Source organism: Cytobacillus sp. FSL H8-0458, from assembly GCF_038002165.1.
Taxonomy (GTDB): domain Bacteria; phylum Bacillota; class Bacilli; order Bacillales; family Cytobacillaceae; genus Cytobacillus.
The window spans coordinates 2947789-2965510 of record NZ_JBBOBR010000001.1 but is presented as its reverse complement, the minus strand read 5'-3'; the positions used below and the strand labels follow the sequence as shown (position 1 = coordinate 2965510).

The 17722-nt window shown below is 40.7% G+C and carries 20 protein-coding genes; 13 read left to right on the top strand and 7 right to left on the bottom strand.

Annotated features, from left to right (window positions below):
• Positions 1-45 precede the first annotated feature (45 nt).
• Together NYE23_RS14455 and NYE23_RS14450 are read left to right on the top strand one after the other, a co-directional pair.
• Positions 46-1668: a long-chain fatty acid--CoA ligase gene (locus NYE23_RS14455; RefSeq protein ID WP_341080741.1), complete on the top strand. Its 1623-nt coding sequence runs from the start codon at positions 46-48 to the stop codon at positions 1666-1668.
• Positions 1669-1917: 249 nt separating this feature from the next.
• Positions 1918-2709 carry an enoyl-CoA hydratase gene (locus tag NYE23_RS14450; protein ID WP_341078850.1) on the top strand — a complete coding sequence of 264 codons (792 nt, stop codon included), beginning with the start codon at positions 1918-1920 and terminating at the stop codon, positions 2707-2709.
• A gap of 358 nt (positions 2710-3067) precedes the next feature.
• Here the strand turns inward: NYE23_RS14450 and NYE23_RS14445 are convergent, their stop codons facing one another.
• The gene (locus tag NYE23_RS14445; RefSeq protein ID WP_341078849.1) at positions 3068-3253 is read right to left on the bottom strand and encodes a YhzD family protein; all 186 of its coding nucleotides are present in this window, start codon (positions 3251-3253) and stop codon (positions 3068-3070) included.
• Between the two features lie 180 nt (positions 3254-3433).
• Between NYE23_RS14445 and NYE23_RS14440 the strand changes: the two genes are divergently transcribed.
• On the top strand, positions 3434-4333 hold the full coding sequence (locus NYE23_RS14440) for an ABC transporter ATP-binding protein (RefSeq protein WP_341078848.1): 900 nt from the start codon (positions 3434-3436) through the stop codon (positions 4331-4333).
• Complete coding sequence (locus NYE23_RS14435; protein WP_341078847.1) at positions 4326-5576, top strand: ABC transporter permease; 1251 nt, start codon at positions 4326-4328, stop codon at positions 5574-5576. The genes NYE23_RS14440 and NYE23_RS14435 overlap by 8 nt, the downstream gene beginning before the upstream one ends.
• A gap of 51 nt (positions 5577-5627) precedes the next feature.
• Here NYE23_RS14435 and NYE23_RS14430 read toward each other — a convergent pair whose 3' ends face one another.
• Positions 5628-6260: a LysE family transporter gene (locus tag NYE23_RS14430; RefSeq protein WP_341078846.1), complete on the bottom strand. Its 633-nt coding sequence runs from the start codon at positions 6258-6260 to the stop codon at positions 5628-5630.
• Positions 6261-6465: 205 nt separating this feature from the next.
• Between NYE23_RS14430 and NYE23_RS14425 the strand changes: the two genes are divergently transcribed.
• From NYE23_RS14425 to NYE23_RS14400, 6 genes are all read left to right on the top strand, one after another.
• Positions 6466-7686 (top strand): metallophosphoesterase family protein, encoded by a 1221-nt coding sequence (locus tag NYE23_RS14425; RefSeq protein ID WP_341078844.1) that lies wholly within the window; start codon positions 6466-6468, stop codon positions 7684-7686.
• 23 nt (positions 7687-7709) lie between these two features.
• Complete coding sequence (locus NYE23_RS14420; RefSeq protein WP_341078842.1) at positions 7710-10703, top strand: ATP-binding protein; 2994 nt, start codon at positions 7710-7712, stop codon at positions 10701-10703.
• A gap of 154 nt (positions 10704-10857) precedes the next feature.
• Positions 10858-11217 carry a CidA/LrgA family protein gene (locus NYE23_RS14415; RefSeq protein WP_341078841.1) on the top strand — a complete coding sequence of 120 codons (360 nt, stop codon included), beginning with the start codon at positions 10858-10860 and terminating at the stop codon, positions 11215-11217.
• The gene (locus NYE23_RS14410; RefSeq protein ID WP_341078840.1) at positions 11214-11903 is read left to right on the top strand and encodes an LrgB family protein; all 690 of its coding nucleotides are present in this window, start codon (positions 11214-11216) and stop codon (positions 11901-11903) included. The genes NYE23_RS14415 and NYE23_RS14410 overlap by 4 nt, the downstream gene beginning before the upstream one ends.
• Positions 11904-12103: 200 nt before the next feature.
• On the top strand, positions 12104-13048 hold the full coding sequence (gene yhaM / locus NYE23_RS14405) for a 3'-5' exoribonuclease YhaM (RefSeq protein WP_048010717.1): 945 nt from the start codon (positions 12104-12106) through the stop codon (positions 13046-13048).
• Between the two features lie 123 nt (positions 13049-13171).
• Positions 13172-13357: a sporulation YhaL family protein gene (locus tag NYE23_RS14400; RefSeq protein WP_035326924.1), complete on the top strand. Its 186-nt coding sequence runs from the start codon at positions 13172-13174 to the stop codon at positions 13355-13357.
• Between the two features lie 48 nt (positions 13358-13405).
• Here the strand turns inward: NYE23_RS14400 and NYE23_RS14395 are convergent, their stop codons facing one another.
• On the bottom strand, positions 13406-14296 hold the full coding sequence (locus tag NYE23_RS14395) for a peptidylprolyl isomerase (RefSeq protein ID WP_341078836.1): 891 nt from the start codon (positions 14294-14296) through the stop codon (positions 13406-13408).
• Between the two features lie 379 nt (positions 14297-14675).
• Between NYE23_RS14395 and NYE23_RS14390 the strand changes: the two genes are divergently transcribed.
• Both NYE23_RS14390 and NYE23_RS14385 read left to right on the top strand, forming a co-directional pair.
• Positions 14676-14759, top strand: a complete 84-nt coding sequence (locus tag NYE23_RS14390; RefSeq protein ID WP_064503397.1) for a YjcZ family sporulation protein — start codon at positions 14676-14678, stop codon at positions 14757-14759.
• Positions 14760-14823: 64 nt separating this feature from the next.
• Entirely contained in the window at positions 14824-14916 is a 93-nt protein-coding gene (locus NYE23_RS14385) for a YjcZ family sporulation protein (RefSeq protein WP_076261102.1), read from the top strand.
• 79 nt (positions 14917-14995) lie between these two features.
• Here NYE23_RS14385 and NYE23_RS14380 read toward each other — a convergent pair whose 3' ends face one another.
• The 4 genes from NYE23_RS14380 to NYE23_RS14365 form a co-directional block, all read right to left on the bottom strand.
• On the bottom strand, positions 14996-15175 hold the full coding sequence (locus NYE23_RS14380) for a hypothetical protein (RefSeq protein ID WP_009331432.1): 180 nt from the start codon (positions 15173-15175) through the stop codon (positions 14996-14998).
• A gap of 150 nt (positions 15176-15325) precedes the next feature.
• A complete protein-coding gene (locus NYE23_RS14375) occupies positions 15326-15874 on the bottom strand; it encodes a DUF3267 domain-containing protein (protein ID WP_341078835.1) in 549 nt (182 codons plus the stop codon).
• 230 nt (positions 15875-16104) lie between these two features.
• Entirely contained in the window at positions 16105-16680 is a 576-nt protein-coding gene (locus NYE23_RS14370; protein ID WP_035326936.1) for an HTH-type transcriptional regulator Hpr, read from the bottom strand.
• A 290-nt stretch (positions 16681-16970) separates the two neighbouring features.
• Complete coding sequence (locus NYE23_RS14365) at positions 16971-17324, bottom strand: YtxH domain-containing protein (RefSeq protein WP_341078833.1); 354 nt, start codon at positions 17322-17324, stop codon at positions 16971-16973.
• A 194-nt stretch (positions 17325-17518) separates the two neighbouring features.
• Here NYE23_RS14365 and NYE23_RS14360 point away from each other — a divergent pair, with 194 nt between their 5' ends.
• Positions 17519-17707, top strand: a complete 189-nt coding sequence (locus NYE23_RS14360; RefSeq protein WP_341078832.1) for a hypothetical protein — start codon at positions 17519-17521, stop codon at positions 17705-17707.
• Positions 17708-17722: the final 15 nt, after the last annotated feature.

Sequence of the window (17722 nt, the reverse complement as noted above, 5' to 3'; positions counted from 1 at the left end):
ATAATTCTAAATGTAAGCGTTTTCTAAAAAGGGGGAATTGTAATGATGATGCAGACACCTTTGACTATGACGCAAATGATCAAGCGGGCAGAAAAGTATTTTCCAAAGAAAACGGTCGTTTCAAGAACGGCCGGCGGAATTCAGAGATTTACATATAAGGAGATTGCAGAACGGACCAGAAAGCTGGCAGAAAGCCTGCAAAAGCTGGGAGTAGATAGAGGGGATAAGGTCGGGACACTGGCATGGAACCATCATCGCCACCTGGAAGCTTATTTCGCCATACCCTGCAGCGGAGCCGTTCTCCACACGATTAATATCCGTCTTTCACCTCAGCATATTACATATATTATTAACCATGCAGAAGATAAAGTGCTGCTTATCGATCCTGACATTGTACCGCTGATTGAGAAGGTTAAGGATGAATTGAAGACGGTAAAGGCGTTCATTATTATGACAGATGAAGAAGAATTGCCGGAGACGTCTCTTTCGCCGGTATACCACTATGAAACGCTTATCAATGAAGCAAGCGGTGCCTATGAATATCCTGATGATCTGGATGAAAATTTACCAGCGGGAATGTGCTATACCTCAGCAACTACAGGCAACCCTAAAGGTGTAGTCTATTCCCACAGAGGCATTGTTCTCCACAGTATGGCACTTGGGATGGCAGACAGTGCAGCGGTAAGTGAGAAAGATATCGCTCTTCCGGTAGTGCCGATGTTCCATGTAAACGCATGGGGGCTGCCGTTTGCTGCTGTCTGGTTTGGAACCGCTCTTGTATTGCCGGGGCCATATTTTACACCGAAACTTCTGGCAGAACTTATTCAAACTGAAAAAGTTACCATAACAGCCGGAGTGCCGACAATCTGGCTCGGATTATTAAAAGAACTCGATGAAAATAAATATGATATGAGCTCACTTCGATCGGTTTTGTGTGGAGGTTCGGCAGCGCCAAAAGGCATGATTAAAGCCTTCGAGCAAAAGCACAAAATTCCATTCATGCATGCATATGGAATGACTGAAACAAGCCCGCTTGTTGTTATTTCGACTTTAAAAAGCTATCAGGAAGAGCTATCTGCCGAAGAGAAGCTGGACATAAAAGCCAAACAGGGCATTCTTGTACCTGGGCTGGAAATGAAGATTGCCGGCAAGGATGGGGAAGCAGCATGGGATGGGAAGGAAATGGGGGAACTCGCCATAAGAGGGCCATGGATTGCTTCTGAATATTATAAAGATGAGCGGACCAATGAAGCATTCCGTGATGGCTGGCTCTACACGGGAGATGTCGTAACCATTGATGAAGAAGGATTTATGAAAATCGTTGACCGGACAAAAGATTTAATTAAAAGCGGAGGGGAGTGGATTTCTTCCGTTGATATCGAAAATGTCTTAATGGCTCATGAATCAGTATTTGAGGCAGCGGTTGTTGCTGTCCCGCATGAGCAATGGCAGGAGAGGCCGGTGGCATGCGTGGTTCTGAAAGAGCCATTTAAAGGGCAAACCACAAAAGAAGAGCTTTATGAATTCCTGAAGCCGCAATTTGCAAAATGGTGGCTTCCGGATGAAATACTTTTCTTTGAGGAAATACCAAAAACCTCTGTAGGGAAATTTCTCAAAATGGCTTTAAGAGACCAGGTCCAAAAAGAATATACAGGACAGGCAAAGTAAATAAGAGTCAAGTGCAGCATCCTTCAGTGGATGCTGCTTTTTAAATTCTTCAAGTTTAAAAAATAGCTAAACAAGCTGCGTCAACCCACCGGAAAGATACCGTTTATTCTGCTAAAGTGAAAATAAGATGGATGGATTTTCAAAGCCGTGACAAACAAGTGACAAAATTATAAATTTTTAGATAAAACACTTTTTAAATATAATAATACTCTTTATAATAAAAGAAGCTTATTAAGGAGGAGAAGTATTTTGACAACAGATTTTGTAACTGATACTGTCAGCGTGCAGCTTGATGGCCGTGTGGCAACGGTTGAGATGAACAGGCCGGAATCATTGAATGCATTGAATGTGGAAATGCTGAAAGGGCTCTTGACTTCCATGAAAGATATTGGCCAAATGGATGAGATCGATATTGTTGTATTGAAAGGAAGGGGCCGCGCATTTTCCTCAGGCGGGGATATTAAAACAATGCTTTTGGAAACTAATGAAAGCGATTTCCCGGATGTGATGGATTGCATTAGCGAGCTGGCTGTAACTCTTTATAGCATGCCAAAGCTGACCATAAGTGCTGTAACAGGGGCAGCTGCCGGTTTGGGGCTAAGCCTGGCTCTTGCCACTGATTATATATTGGCAGACAAGAACAGCAAGCTTGCCATGAATTTTATTGGAATCGGCTTAATTCCTGACGGAGGGGCTCATTTCTTCCTGCAGCAGCGCATTGGTGAAGATAAAGCGAAGCATTTAATCTGGGAAGGAAAAGTGCTGACTGCAGATGAAGCTTTGCAATTGGGGTTGATTCACGAAATAGCAGAAGCTGATTTAAGCACAGCAGTTGATGCAAAATTAAGCCAATGGCTGAACAGACCGACAGAAGCAATGATTAAGACAAAGAAAATTCTTGCTGATAAAAACCGGCCGCTCCTGCTGAAAGTGCTTGAGCTCGAAAAGCTCGGCCAGTATAAAATGCGGCAAACAGAAGATCACAAAGAAGGAATCCAGGCCTTTATTGAAAAAAGGAAGCCTGTGTTTAAGGGGAAATAAGGATCCACAGAAGAAAAGCAAAGAGCTGAGCCCTTTGCTTTTCTTAACCAGAATGTACATCATTGAACTCAGATAACTGTCTAGCTCCAGCGCCTATCCCCTCGAGGTCACAAGCTTGTCCAGTTGCGGCTCCTAGGAAGACGAGACATAAGCCAATCCCTTCCAGAAGGAAAGAACACCTTTCCGGGAGGCTCGTCTTGTGCTTGAGGCCCGCAGGAGAAGGAAGGCTTCGTCAGCATAATCATCGCACGATCAAAAGCGAAAGCTATTGGGAGGATGGGGTCATGCAGACGTTGCCACAGGACGTGGCGCTTTTAGTCTGCGTTCCTTCGTGGGCAAGGCGCTTCCGCTTTTCTTTTTACCTATGAAACAATATCAGCTTGCCGGCAGGAGAGGTGCAGCGGTGAGTTTTGTCATCCAGCCCTTTTTCCTTAAGGAGATTTTCTCCCACACTTTTAGCTTCGTTATCAGAAGCTGCCTGGAATGCTTCATCCAGTATCTTTTCCCCGTCCTGTTCAAATGCAGTAAGCTTATAAGTCTTCATTATGAGACACCCTCTTATTATAAAATTCAGATAGTTACTATTATTCTTACATAATTTCTTTAAATGTGCAAAATATTTATTTATAGGAGATCTAGTAAATTAACATACAAAATATTTTTAATCAGGGAACTTTTTGCCTTTTATGTACGTACTGCTAAATAGGAAAAGGAGGAAATCGATATGGCGTTAGAGCTTAAACATGTAACAAAGCGTTTTGGTACGTTTACGGCAGTGGACGATTTGTCACTATCTATTCCCGAAAGTGAGATGTTTGGATTCCTCGGGGCGAATGGCGCCGGTAAAACGACTACCTTTCGAATGATCCTGGGGCTATTGGATCCCAGCGGAGGAAAGATTACGTGGAATGGAAATCCCATCGATTATTCAACCAGTCCGCTGATAGGCTACCTTCCTGAAGAAAGAGGATTATATCCAAAGCTGAAGGTCAAGGATCAGGTTATCTATTTAGCTAAACTGAGAGGAATGGCAAAGCAGGACTGTTTAAAGGAATTAACTTATTGGCTTGAGCGATTCAAAGTTCCTGAATACGCCAATAAAAAAATTGAAGAGCTTTCAAAGGGAAACCAGCAGAAAATCCAGTTTATTACTGCAGTTATACATAAGCCAAAGCTTTTAATTCTGGATGAACCATTCAGCGGACTGGATCCGGTAAATGTAGAGCTGCTGAAGGATGCTGTTATGGAGTTAAAGGATAACGGTACAACGATCGTCTTTTCCTCACATAGGATGGAGCATGTAGAAGAGCTTTGTGAGCATTTATGCATTATGCAAAAAGGGCGGCCGGTAGTGCACGGATCTTTAAAAGAAATTAAACGTTCCTTTGGCAGAAAAAATCTTATTATCCATGCAGATTATGATTTAAGCTCTTTGAAGGATATCAGGGGAGTGGTGAAAGCCAGACAGACAGCTGAGGGGATTCAGCTGCAGATTTCCGGTGAAGATGCCGCTGAAGCTATTTTCAGAGAAGTTGCAGAGAAGGGGTTTGTCCGTAAATTTGTTTTGGAAGAGCCGTCTCTGAATGATATTTTTATAGAAAAGGCTGGTGCTTCCTATGAATAACTTTATGACGATTCTTCTTCATACTTATTTAAGCAAGCTGAAGACCAAGTCATTTATTGTTACGACCCTCATTACTGTGGTGATAGTTGCAGGTCTTGCCAACTTATCCGGTATTATTGATTATTTCAATAAGGATGATGAAGAACGAATCGCAGTAATCGATGAGACAGGTGTGCTGTTAGCTCCTCTTCAGGAACAAATGGATGCCCTAAATAACAATATATCTTTAATTGCCTATGAAGGGTCAGAGGCAGAAGGGGAAAATGCTGTTAAGGATGAAGAGTATAAAGGACTTTTACTGTTATCCTTTACAAAAGAAGAGCTGCCTGAAGCAGCCTATAAAGCAAGAAGCATAGCCGATTCAGCCATCCCATCCGAATTGCAGGGCGGGCTGCAGCAGCTGAAAACGCAAATGGCCGCCACTCAAATAAACCTTAGCCCGGAGCAATTAAGCAAACTATATGAGCCGGTGCCTTTTGATAAGACAGCTCTTGAAGAAAACGCTAAAACAGAAGAAGAACTGAATCAGGCAAGAGGACTTGTTTATGTTCTGTTATTTATTATTTATTTTGCAGTCATCTTATACGCTAATATGATTGCCATGGAGGTAGCTACAGAAAAGTCTTCCCGTGTCATGGAAATTTTGATATCCAGTGTCTCCCCAATCAAGCAAATGTTCGCAAAGATATTGGGAATCGGGCTGCTCAGCCTGACACAGATGGCACTCATACTATTAGTTGGTTATTTTTCAGTCAAACAAAATCTCGATACAATGGAAGGCGGCTTTTTTGAATTTTTTGGATTTGGAAACATCCCGGCTTCGACTATCGCTTATGCACTCATCTTTTTCATTCTTGGATATTTCCTTTACGCCACACTGGCGGCTTTTCTTGGTTCACTGGTAAGCAGGATTGAAGATATCCAGCAGATGATTACTCCGATGACCCTGATGGTTGTGGCAGGCTTTATGATTGCTATGTTTGGCTTAAGCCAGCCGGAAGCTTCCTTTGTAACCATCACGTCATATATTCCATTCTTTACTCCGATGCTCATGTTCATGAGAGTGGGAATGCTGTCACTGCCGGTATGGGAGCCGATTCTCGGAATTGCGATCCTTCTCGTTTCAATTATACTGCTCGCTGTCTTTGGAGCAAGAGTCTACAGGGGCGGAGTATTGATGTATGGTAAATCCAATTCATTTAAAGATATTAAAAAAGCATTGCAGCTTACTAAAAACGAATAATATGAAAAAAGCTCCGTCTTTAAGAAACGGAGCCTTTTTAAATGAAATGATTTATGCAAATAATGCCTTTATTCCTTCGAACGCAAAATAAGCCCCAAATCCAATCAGCGATAATCCTGAAAGAATCGATATGATGATGATCCCTTTGGAGGTCAGGAATCGGCGAAACCCTGTGGTCAATCCTGCCACAAAAATATCCCATAGCATCAGTCCCAGAAAAATCATGGTACTGTATAAAAAGAGCTCTGTTTTTCCATAGGCTGCCGCTGTTTTTGCAAGGACGGATCCGTAAATGCCCAGCCAGAACAGAATGGAGAGAGGGCTGGATATGGACATAATAAATCCGGAGAAAAAGCATTTAAACAATGAATCCTGGCTGCGCACATAGCTTATGGAAATTTTATTGGCATTTACAATACTTTCGATCCCTGTATATAAAAGAATAAATCCTCCAAAAAGCCACAGAAAGATTTGTACTAAAGGAGTATCCAAAAAATGGATAAGCCCCAGGTATACAACCAGCATATAAAACGCATCAGCAAACATCGAGCCCACTCCAACAATCCACGCATGCCAGAAACCATTTTTTATCCCTTTTTCAAGCCTGACGGCATTTACCGGTCCAATTGGAGCTGCCAGGGACAATCCTAGAAACACATAACTTAAATAAATTCCAATTCCCAATATACCACTCCGCCCTTTAAATTTCCCCTGAACTCTAAGCCAGTCCTCGGGGAAAGAGTCTTGTACATTTTTATGCACAAGCTTCCCGGTCTAAAACCAATTAAATAAACTCAGGAAAGATATATCTTTATCAATTTGAATAGGAACGTGCATTCGCTTTTTAAATGGGGTAAAATGAATGAAAAAGGAATGAAAGGAAGTTTACATGAAAAGGGTTACGTTTATTCATGCTGCAGACTTGCACCTGGATAGTCCAATGTCCGGTTTGAAGCATTTGCCTCCGGCCATTTTTAAAAAGCTTCAGGAAAGTACTTTTGATGCATTTACCAAAATAATTGACTTAGCCATTTTCCATTCTGTGGATTTTGTCATCTTAGCCGGGGATTTATTTGACGGTGAAGACAGGAGCATAAAGGCACAAACCCGTTTTCGGAAGGAGATGGAGCGGCTGGCTGAATGCGGGATTGCTGTTTATGCAGTCCATGGTAATCATGACCATATGGATGGCGGATGGGCCCATTTGCCAATGCCGGAAAATGTCCATATTTTTTCCCGTGAGGTGGAAGCAGTGAAGCATACTGCTGAAAATGGTACATCTGTTCATCTCTACGGTTTCAGCTACCCTAAGAGACATGTGCTGGAAAGGATGATCGATCAATATAGCAGGGAAGATGGAGCTGATCTGCATATTGGAATACTTCATGGTTCTTTTGAAGGCAGCAGTGATCATGATCCATATGCGCCGTTCCGTTTAAATGATTTGCTGGGAAAGGGCTTTGATTATTGGGCTCTTGGACATATACATAAACGGGAAGTCATCATTTCCGAGCCGCCCGTCATATACCCCGGTAATATACAGGGTAGAAACCGGAAAGAAACCGGTCCGAAAGGATGCTATTTAGTTGATCTTGATAGTTCTGGTGCAAAGACGGAGTTTCTGGAGGCTGCTCCTGTTACCTGGGAAAATGCAGAAATAGATGCTTCCGGATTGGTGAACTATCAGGATGTATATGAAACTTGCTTGAATTTGATGGAAGAAAAGCGGCGAAACAGGCAGGGAACAGTCCTAAATCTGATACTTGCCGATGCATGCATGCCTGATCACGAATTAAGAAGCATAACCAATGGGGAGCTCCTCGAAACGCTGCAGGAGGAAGAGGCAGAGGAGGAATCATTTGTATGGATTTCCGGTATCACAGTGAATGAAAAAAGAATGTGGAATAAAGAAAAGCTGGCACATGAATCAGATTTTTTCAGCGAGCTTTTTAAAACTGCGGATCAGTTTGCAGAGCGCAGTGAAAGTGCTTTGCCCTTGTATTCGCATCCCCTGGCAAGAAGATTTATGGGCGAACTCACTAAGGACGAAAAACAGAGAATCGCCGAGGAAGCCGAAGCACTGCTCGTGGGCCTGTTATACAAAGCTTGAGGACAATGAATGGAGGTGGACCCTTGATAATTACAGACATACATATATACGGTTATGGAAAGCTTACTGACTTTATACTTGACGATATTCAGTCCTTGCAGGTTATTTACGGAGAAAATGAGGCAGGCAAGTCTACCATCATGTCTTTTATCCATAGTGTTCTTTTTGGCTTTCCGGCAAAGACCCAATCGGAATTAAGGTATGAGCCTAAGGAAGGAGCTAAATATGGCGGCAGGATTACCGCTGTTTTTCCTGATAGAGGGAAGGCGGTTATAGAGCGGGTTAAAGGCAAAGCATCAGGGGATGTCAGCGTCCTGCTTAAAGATGGAACAAGGGGCGGAGAAGAACTTTTAAGTGAACTCCTTCACCATATTGATAAAAATCTGTATCAATCTATTTTCTCCTTTAATATTCATGGGCTGCAAAATCTGAATCAAATGAAGGGTGAAGATTTGGGAAGGTATTTGTTTTCAGCAGGGTCACTGGGTACGGATCATCTCGTATCTGCTGAAAATATACTTCAAAAGGAATTGGAAAGCCGCTTTAAACCAAACGGAAAAAAGCCTTCCCTGAATGTAAAGCTGAAAGAGATGAAGCAGCTGCATCGGGATTTGAAAAAAGCAGAGCAGAATAATGAGCAGTATTGGATATTGCTGGATGAAAAAGAAAGCCTGGAAAACGATTTACAGAAAATACAGCATGAGCTGGAGAAACATCAGCAGAAGCTATCCCGTCTAAAAGAATGGAAGGAACTCTATCCATTACTGGCAGAGGAGCAAGAGCTGATCAAAGAACGGGAAAGATTTACAGACATGTCTTTTCCGGCAAATGGGCTTGCTCTTTTGGAGAAACTCGAAAGCCTGATTCAGCCGCTGGAAGGGCGAAAAGCCAGTCTGGAATCCAGAATAAACATTTTGGAACAAGAGCTGGAAAGCAGTCAGCCTGATCATTTGCTTCTTAAGCATGAGCCGCATATCAATGCAGCAGTTGAGGGTCTGCCGCTGCTGGATAGATTAACTCAAGAAGAAAAAGAATTATCAATAAAGCTGGATAATATTTCAGAGGAAATTGCAAATCTTCAGGAAAGACTCCATCTTCAGATTGATGAACAGCAGCTTGAACAGGCTGATACGAGTGTTTTTATGAAGGAAAAGATAAATGCAGTAAATTCCCGGCGAAATCACCTGCAAGCAATGAAACTGGAGCTGGACGATCGGTTTAACGATGAAAAGGCGGCGCTGGAGAATACGGAACAGAAAATTGGAGAATTGAAAGAGCAGCTTCTTATGGAAGATGAACGTGCGGCCATTAAAGAAACATTAAGCTTCACCGCTAATAAGCATAATATCGAAAAAGAGCTGCAGGATACACAGGAAAGACTTCAGTTCCTTCTTAAAACAGAAAAAAAGGAACAGGAAAAAAGACAGCAAAAGACAAACCGGGAAAAAAGGCAGCTTTTGTTTTTGGGAGTTCTTTTTGCAGCTTTTGCCGGCTGGGGAATCTTTAGTCAATTATGGGTGATTGCAGGTGCAGGGTTGATAGGCGCAGCCTTTTGTTTTGCTAGTGCAAACAAAACGGAGCCTAAGGGAGAGGACAGCTTTATTAAAGATGAGATAAAAGCCCTCAGTGAAAAAGAACAATCACTGCTGGAGAAATTGAAGCATCCTGACATTCAGCATGCTGCGGACCTGGAGGCGCAGCTGAAGAAAGACAGCGAAAGGCAAAATCAGCTTATACAATTACAGATTCAGCTTGAACAGACAAATGAAAAATACGAAAAGGTCATTAGCTCCTTTGAAAAATGGGAAAAGGAATCTGCCGAACTTGAATCTGAACTCCTGCAGCTGGGGAAACAGCTGTTGCTTCCTTCTGAAATTGCCAAAAACTATTTAAGTGAGGCTTTTAGTCTGATTGAAAAGCTGAAAGTCCTTACCAGGGAAAAGAAATATACTTTTGAAAGAAAGGCATCAGCAGAAAAGGGAATCAATGAGAAACTTCAATCTTTTCAAATGCTAAAGGCTCTATTGGATGGTGAGCCGGGAAGCGTTCAGGAAATCGGCTATCAGCTGAAAAAAAAGCTAAAGGAAGAAACAGAAAAACAGATCAAGCAGGTTGAAAGAGAAGCCAAGCTTCAAGAGTTAAAGCTTGAACTCAGCACAGTGCTTGCCGAACTTAGCCACTTCCAAAAAGAATGCGAGCACCTGCTCTCAAGTGCCGGCACTGACGATGCCGGGGAATACCGGGAAAAAGCAGCTGAAGCACAGAAATTAACAGAACTTGAAGAACAGATAACACAGGTCCGCAAGCAAATGAATCTTAACTCTTTTTCACAGGAAGAAATCGAAAAATATTCCACTTTGTCAAAACCGGAAGCGGAGAGCCAAGCTGTTAGCGAAAAAGCTGCTCAGCTAAAGAAAAGTATTCCTGATCTGCAGAGCAAACTTGCTGAGGTAAAATATCAAATTGGAATTCTTGAAGAGGGCGGAACATATGCGGAACTCCTCCATAAGTTCGCCTTGCTGAAATCTGAGTTTGAAGCAGAAGCAAGGGAGTGGGCAAAATATGCTGCTGCCAAGGATATATTAGATCGAACGATAAACAGTTTTAAAAATGAGCGTTTGCCCAAAATACTGGGAAATGCAGAGCAATATCTTTCTTATTTAACCAATGGCCGTTATGTACGAATTTTTCCCAAAGAAGAAGGAAGCGGTTTTCTGATAGAAAGCAGGACAGGAGCAATTTTTGAAGCAAAAGAACTGAGTCAGGCGACTTCGGAACAGATATACGTATCCTTTAGGCTTGCACTTGCCATGACGATTTATGGCAAATACCCGTTCCCCATTATTATTGATGATAGCTTCGTGAATTTTGATCATGTCCGGACGGAAAGAATGATTAACCTGTTAAAGAACATTACAGGGAGGCAAATTTTATTTTTCACCTGTCATAAGCATCTTCTGCCGCATTTTCAGGAAGAACAAATATATTTGGTTGCAAAGGAAAAGCTGTCTGTCTAATATAACAGGCAGCTTTTTTATATGTATGGTAAGAAAATCTTACAAAAAGTCACAAGTATTATTAAAAAGTGTGTTAAGAAACCTTACAAATATCAAGTTTTTTCTTTTTTAATCCAGTAAGATGATAAAAAGCGGTTAGGAAGGAGAAAATCATTTGCCCTGGCTGATTCAAATATTGTTACTCGCTATCTTTCTGATTGCAGGGAATTTTGCGGCTGCGTTTTTTCATATTCCGTTTCCTGGAAGTGTCATGGGGATGCTTATGTTATTACTCTTATTGGTAACCAATTTAATTAAATTAGAATGGATAGAGAAAGCAGCATCTTTTCAAATTAAACACATGACCCTGCTGTTTATCCCCTTTGTCATTGGATTATTTTTATCTCCCAATTTTATTCCTCTATTAAATTTTCATTTCCTTTTGGTGCTGATTCTAAGCAGCTTTTGCTGTTTATTGGGCACAGCGTATTCTGTTCTATTGTATGAGAAAATAAGAAGGAGGCACCAAAAATGAATTCTGTTTTATTCAATAGTATAGGGTGCATCTTGATGACTCTTGCCAGTTATATCGCAAGCCTGCAAGTTTTCAGGAAGTTTAAGAAGAGCTGGCTAAATCCTTTATACACCGGAACTGCGCTCTTAGTTATCCTTCTTCTATTGGGCAACATCCCTCTATCAGTATATCAGAAAGGAAGCAGTCTGTTTGAACTGCTCCTCCAGCTTTCGGTTGTCTCTTTTGCGGTTCCTTTATATAAGGAGTGGCCCTTAATGAAAAGACATCTTAAGAAAATATTCTCAGGAGTCTTTGCCGGGACCTCCTTAGGCATATTTTCGGTTTACATTATGTCACAGGTTTTTCACTTTAATCAGGAGATCATGGCATCTCTTATTCCGCGTTCGGTAACACTCCCTGTAGCCTTAACGGTCTCGGATGGCCTAGGAGGAACCACGGCATTTACTGTTTTCTTTGTGCTATTTTCTGGTCTTTTTTCCGTTATGATGGGACCAAACATATTGAAGTGGCTTGGAATAAATAGTAAAGCTGCCAAAGGATTGGCAATGGGCACTTCAGCACAGATGCTGGGAGCCAGCCGTTCACTCATGTGGGGAGAGGAAGAAGGTGCCATGGGGTGTATAGCCATGACAACTTCTGCAATTATCCTTTCGTTATTTATTCCAATATTGCTGCTTTTGCTGTAACCCGCAATTATCAAAAAACCCATTCATGAAAAAGTGAATGGGTTTTTATGGCGGACAAAAGACATGATTAATTTAGGAGAGAGCAGGACCTGTGTGGTATACTAGGTTAATAGAATTGCATGTTTAAAGAGGCTGCAAAGGATGTGTCTATTTCTGAATGCCCTTTTAAACAACCTCGTGAAGGGAGCGTCGGCGCACGTATGTCAAAAGGAATTGTTTATTACGAAGTAGGAGAACAAATCGAGCTTTTTCTGCTCATCAAAAATGCAACTAAGGGTATTGCGAGTAATGGAAAGCCGTTCTTGACCCTTATCTTCCAGGACCAAAGCGGAGAAATTGAAGCAAAGCTTTGGGATGTGTCTGATGAAGATGCCAAAAACTACAGTCCCGAAACCATTGTAAAAGTGGCGGGGGATATTTTAAATTACCGTGGACGCAATCAGTTAAGAATCCGCCAAATACGGCCGGCCTCTCCAACTGATCCGGTGAAGCTGGCAGACTTTCTCGAAACAGCACCCTTAAGTACTGATGAAATGATGAGTAAAATCACTCAATATATATTTGAAATGAAAAATCCGAACATTCAACGGATCACCCGCCATTTACTGAAGAAGCATCAAAAGGACTTTCTTGAATATCCGGCCGCTACCAAGAATCATCATGAATTCGTTTCCGGTCTTGCCTATCATGTTGTTTCCATGCTGGATTTGGCTAAAGTAATTTCCGGTTTGTATCCAAGCCTGGATAAGGACTTATTGTACGCTGGAGTCATCCTGCACGATTTAGGGAAAATTACAGAGTTGTCCGGACCGATTTCAACATCCTACACAATAGAAGGAAACCTTCTAGGGCATATAACCATTATGATAAATGAAATAGGAAAAGCTGCTGAGGAACTTGGAATCAGCGGTGAAGAGATTATGGTCCTTCAGCACCTGGTCTTGTCCCATCACGGCAAAGCAGAATGGGGCAGTCCGAAGCCGCCATTAATCAAGGAAGCAGAAATTCTTCATTATATTGATAATATTGATGCAAAAATGAATATGCTTGATAGAGCTCTTGAAAGGGTAAAACCTGGAGAATTTTCGGAGCGGGTATTTGCTCTGGATAACCGTTCATTCTATAAGCCTAGTTTTCATAAATAATAAATGCCATCCTTCCTAATGGGAAAGGATGGCATTTTTAGTGTCTGTCTATCATATTTTTTCCGGTTCAGCATACATTTTATAGTAAATGGACAACCATATAAAAAGAAAGAGGGGAAAAAGATGATTCCAATTTGGGTATATTTTGTTGCAGCCGGAATCGTTATAAGTGCATATATGGCGGTAAGGACAGGCAGGGAAGAGAAAAAAGTGGAGCATGACAGCATAGAACGCGAGGGTGAAATTTATATGAAGCGTCTTGAACGGGAAAAAGAAGAGCGTAAATCCGCTCAGCAATCAGCAGGATGACTAATAACACATAAAAAACGGGACTCCAGCATGGAGCCCCGTTTTTTATTATTTCGCTTCAGTTCCAGTTTCACCTTCAGCTTCAGGTTTATCAAGAACTCCTTTTAGTTCCTTATCTTTAATATCAACATCAGCAGCCTTCAGTTCACGATCCATTGCCTGCTGTATTTTCTCGCCATCAAGCTTGGAGACTTTCACTTGGTATTCCATTTCCTTCTTCATTTCATCAAATGACTTTTTCTCTTTTTTCTCAGTTACTTGAATGATATGGAAACCATGTTCTGATTGAACAGGAGCGCTGATTTCATTCACATCAAGGGCATAAGCTGCCTCTTCGAATTCAGGAACCATTTTCCCTGGGCCGAACCAGCCTAAATCTCCGCCATTTGCAGCAGATCCAGGGTCTTTAGAATATTCTTTTGCCAGATCTTCAAACTTTCCGCCTTCATCAAGCTTTTTCTTTACTTCGTTCGCCGTTTTTTCATCTTCAACCAGGATATGGCGTGCTTTGATTTCCGGCTTGAAGTTATCATAGTATTCTTTAACTTCTTTTTCTGTTGCTTCAATATCTTTAATAGCGGCTTTTTCCTGAAGCAAGCCTGTTTTGAAGGTTTCCCTTAAATCTTCTTCATCCTTATAGCCATATTGCATAAGGGCCATTTCAAAGTTAGCGCCAAGCTGCTGTTTTAGTTCATCAATTTTCTCGTTAAGTTCCTCGTCTGTTACTTTGTATTTATCAGAAAGAACTTTTTCATAAATAAGCTCCTGGAGCGCCTGTTCGCCGTATTTTTCCTTCATTGCTTCATAAAGCTCGTCCTTCGTAATGTTTCCGCTCTTTGTTTCAACAACAACATCTCCTGAGTCGCCGCCGGTGCTGCTGCATGCGCTTAATCCAATTACTCCGGCTGCAATGGAGAGCGATAGCATCCATTTCTTCATGTTGAACACTCCTAAATTAATTTTCAAATTTGGCTCTGGTGAGCTTGACTGCTGTCTTCTGCTGAATTTTTAGATTTCTTAAAAACCAGCAATTGCCTTCACAGTGCCTTCATTTATCACATTCTCTACTATACCATAAATGAAAAAAATAACAAAAGAAGAAAGTAATGCTTGGTTCATAAACCATTGTTTTTTAAAAAGATTTGGGTATTCGCCCATCCCATTCAGGACAATTGTACATATGATACATGGAACCCTCTGATGGGAGGTTTCAAATTCAAGCAGCCTAAAAAAGTTTGGATAGCCGGGAAAGTAGCCTATCCGACCACAGAGGCAAATGAATAGGATATGGTAGCAGCCTAAAGGGGAGGTGTTATCCATGGGTGCAGGATACGGCGGAGGTTTCGCGTTAATCGTTGTATTGTTTATCTTATTGATAATTGTAGGCGCAGCTTGGCTGTAAGCCTAGTTTCGGCATAGAGTCCATCTGCTGGGCTTTGTGCCGCAAATCGAAAGGAGGATTCCAAATGTCCGGAGGATGCGGATACGGCGGAGGTTTTGCGCTAATTGTCGTGTTATTCATTTTGCTGATCATCATAGGAGCATCTTGGCTTTACTAAGATAAAAACCTTCACAATATATAAAAAGCGGCGGAAATTCTCCGCCGCTTTTGCTCATGGTAAGAGCACTCAGGATATCCTAAGCATACAAGATTTCTACAAATGAAGAGATTAGCAATATGGTGATAAGAATGTTAATGGTTCTGAATACTTTGGGCTGCCGTTCCTCAGGAATCTCTTTTTGGAGACAAAGCGAATTTGTCATCTTGTTGATATAAAATAAAATAAAAACGGCAAAAATAATAAAGATGGAGATCATCCAAGATTCCCTCCTTGGGCAGTCATATGATTGCTGTAACATGTTTTGTCTGTTAATTACAATAACAAAGTTCACAAAAAAAAGATAGTATTTAAGATTGCCTGTCAGGTAAGTAAAAGGTATCCTTTGTCAGGATACCCGCGATTTTTGCTAATGGTTCGAACGAAGTAAAATCTCAAATCCATCTTCATTTTCTTCTACATAAGATTGATTTGGAGCATTAAGGACGTTTTTTGCGCAGACAATGTCAGAAAAAGACAGGCCTGCATGGAAAGCAAACAGAATGACTAAATAATGTACATAATGAGGAAAAACAAAGCAAGCAGCCAGAAGCAGGCTGTTTATAATGAACATAGGGGCCAGAGTGGCAGTCAGGAAAAGCCGTTTTGAAATAGGCTCCGTTATTCGGATATATATAATTGGCATAAATCCATATTTAATTATCAGCTGTTTTTTAACGATAATTCCAAGGTGTGCAATCGGAAGGTAGTGAAGCAGCTTATGAACAGGATATATCAGCCATAGTCCCGCTGCAAAGAAAATGAAATAATTATCGTAAAAGGAACCTGGCATAAATACATACGTTGCAGGAACATATGTAAATATGAAAGTAGCCAGCATGGTTAAGGAAGACAAAATAAAAAGTCTCTGCGATCCGTATTGCTTCGTGAAGTTAATCGTCTTCCAGCAATTCATCATAAAAATACCTCCACAAGGAGTAAAATAGTAATCTTTCAAACTCACTTATGATACTTTACGATGAATAAATAAAAAAATCAATAGGGAAAGCAAACAGATTTTGTCGAAAAAAAACTTTAATCAAATCAAAGTAATGTGAATATGTGAGCAACCGTTTTCATAAATACAAAGCGAATGCATGCGATTCGCTTTGTAAGGGTTTACATAATGCTGGGAGGAACTTTCTCTAATTAAACAAGTTCCTTTTCAGCTGCTTGTTTTTTCTTTAATTTGCCTTCATCTTCATCAAATTGATTTTCGAGGTTTGCAAAGGATTTTTCAAAGATCTCCATGAAATCGTCACCATATATATTGCGGACGATCGCCATAATTTCAATGATATCAGGAAACTTTCCATAAAGCTCTCTTAGTGGCATTGCACCAGAGAACACCGCGTTTTTCTCAGGAGAATAGGTTTCCATAAGACTTAATAATACCTTTTCGCCATCTTCAGTCAATTTAATATAAGTATTTCTTTTATCGCTTTCTTTCTTAGAGAATTGGAGAAAACCCCGTTCTTCGAGCTTTTTGGAGAAGTTGAATGCAGTAGAAACATGCATTACACCAAACTTGGCAACATCGGAAATCGATGCTCCGTTTAAATGATAGGCAATCCATAAAATATGATGTTCATTAATGTTTAAATCGTAGGGTTTTATCCATTGCTGCCAATCTTTTTCTATAGACTTCCACAGGGCTTTACTCAGCTGTGCCACTCGCTGGCTGAAAATCATTGCTTCCTTTATAGAAATTGCTTTGTCCGACATTCAAAAGTTCACCTACTTTGTAAAATTAATTATTCCTGGCCATACGGCCGGAAGTTCATTTTTCTTTTATAGTATCATTATGCCAATAAAACAAAAATTAATAAAGATATAAATTTACAAAATTTTTAGAAATATAATTAAATATTTCTATAAAAGGCTTAAGGTCAAGGGATGAGAGCCAATTTAAAGTTTTAAAAAAATTTGAAGCATTTTAATAATATATTAGTTTTCGTTCAAAAATAAAAAAATCCTCCTTTTTAACCAAAGAAAAAAGAAGGATTATTTATTTACTATTTATTTATATTTGTTTCAAGTTCGTGTATGGCTGTTTCAATTTCCTGCAATTCCCGCTGCAGCCTGTGCTGATGGGGAAGGATTTCGTTTTTCCAATTGCTGATTGAATATTTGATGTCGCTTGAGAATTCCTTAAAAGCTGTTTTACCTTCCTTAGAAGCAAATGAAGCTGATTCCTTTATGGCCATCAATTCGGATTTTAATTCCAAAAGCTGCTCTTTCAGAATGCTTGTGTTTTCTTTTAACTGCTGTCTGGTATCCCTTCCTGAAGCAGGTGCAGTTAATAGGGTGGATATGCCTGCTGCAGCACCGCCAGCTAATAGTCCAAGCAATAACGATTTGGCTTTCAAAACCATCACCTCAAAATCTTATTTATATGTCTATTTTACTACAATATTCATTTTTCTAAAGCTGAAAATGAAAAGTGTTCTATCTATATCTATATCTATATCACAAAATGTATAAGCGTAAACCATATCCTCATAGCTCCTCGCAAACAGGCATACAATTCAGTAGAAGGATATTTTGCGAAAGGGGTGGCAGGTTGTCCGGAGCAGAGGCTGGAATTTTTGCATTAAGTGTGGTGCTGTTTTTAGGAGGTATTCATTTTTTCCTTTCAATAAAGAAGCCCGGAGTCTATCCTCCGAAGTATGTTCTGAAAAAACGGGCAGCAGCTTTAGCAGCAGGCGGTGCGTTTTTGTTCTTGCTGGGTCTGATCGTCGGCAGTTTCTAAATAATTTCAAATAAA

Excerpts from the sequence above, each read along its gene's own strand:
- NYE23_RS14455 (WP_341080741.1), top strand. The coding sequence starts at position 46 with ATGATGCAGACACCTTTGACTATGACGCAAATGATCAAGCGGGCAGAA.
- NYE23_RS14445 (WP_341078849.1), bottom strand. The coding sequence starts at position 3,253 with ATGAAGACTTATAAGCTTACTGCATTTGAACAGGACGGGGAAAAGATA.
- NYE23_RS14440 (WP_341078848.1), top strand. The coding sequence starts at position 3,434 with ATGGCGTTAGAGCTTAAACATGTAACAAAGCGTTTTGGTACGTTTACG.
- NYE23_RS14435 (WP_341078847.1), top strand. The coding sequence starts at position 4,326 with ATGAATAACTTTATGACGATTCTTCTTCATACTTATTTAAGCAAGCTG.
- NYE23_RS14425 (WP_341078844.1), top strand. The coding sequence starts at position 6,466 with ATGAAAAGGGTTACGTTTATTCATGCTGCAGACTTGCACCTGGATAGT.
- NYE23_RS14410 (WP_341078840.1), top strand. The coding sequence starts at position 11,214 with ATGAATTCTGTTTTATTCAATAGTATAGGGTGCATCTTGATGACTCTT.
- yhaM (WP_048010717.1), top strand. The coding sequence starts at position 12,104 with ATGTCAAAAGGAATTGTTTATTACGAAGTAGGAGAACAAATCGAGCTT.
- NYE23_RS14400 (WP_035326924.1), top strand. The coding sequence starts at position 13,172 with ATGATTCCAATTTGGGTATATTTTGTTGCAGCCGGAATCGTTATAAGT.
- NYE23_RS14395 (WP_341078836.1), bottom strand. The coding sequence starts at position 14,296 with ATGAAGAAATGGATGCTATCGCTCTCCATTGCAGCCGGAGTAATTGGA.
- NYE23_RS14390 (WP_064503397.1), top strand. The coding sequence starts at position 14,676 with ATGGGTGCAGGATACGGCGGAGGTTTCGCGTTAATCGTTGTATTGTTT.
- NYE23_RS14385 (WP_076261102.1), top strand. The coding sequence starts at position 14,824 with ATGTCCGGAGGATGCGGATACGGCGGAGGTTTTGCGCTAATTGTCGTG.
- NYE23_RS14380 (WP_009331432.1), bottom strand. The coding sequence starts at position 15,175 with ATGATCTCCATCTTTATTATTTTTGCCGTTTTTATTTTATTTTATATC.
- NYE23_RS14375 (WP_341078835.1), bottom strand. The coding sequence starts at position 15,874 with ATGATGAATTGCTGGAAGACGATTAACTTCACGAAGCAATACGGATCG.
- NYE23_RS14370 (WP_035326936.1), bottom strand. The coding sequence starts at position 16,680 with ATGTCGGACAAAGCAATTTCTATAAAGGAAGCAATGATTTTCAGCCAG.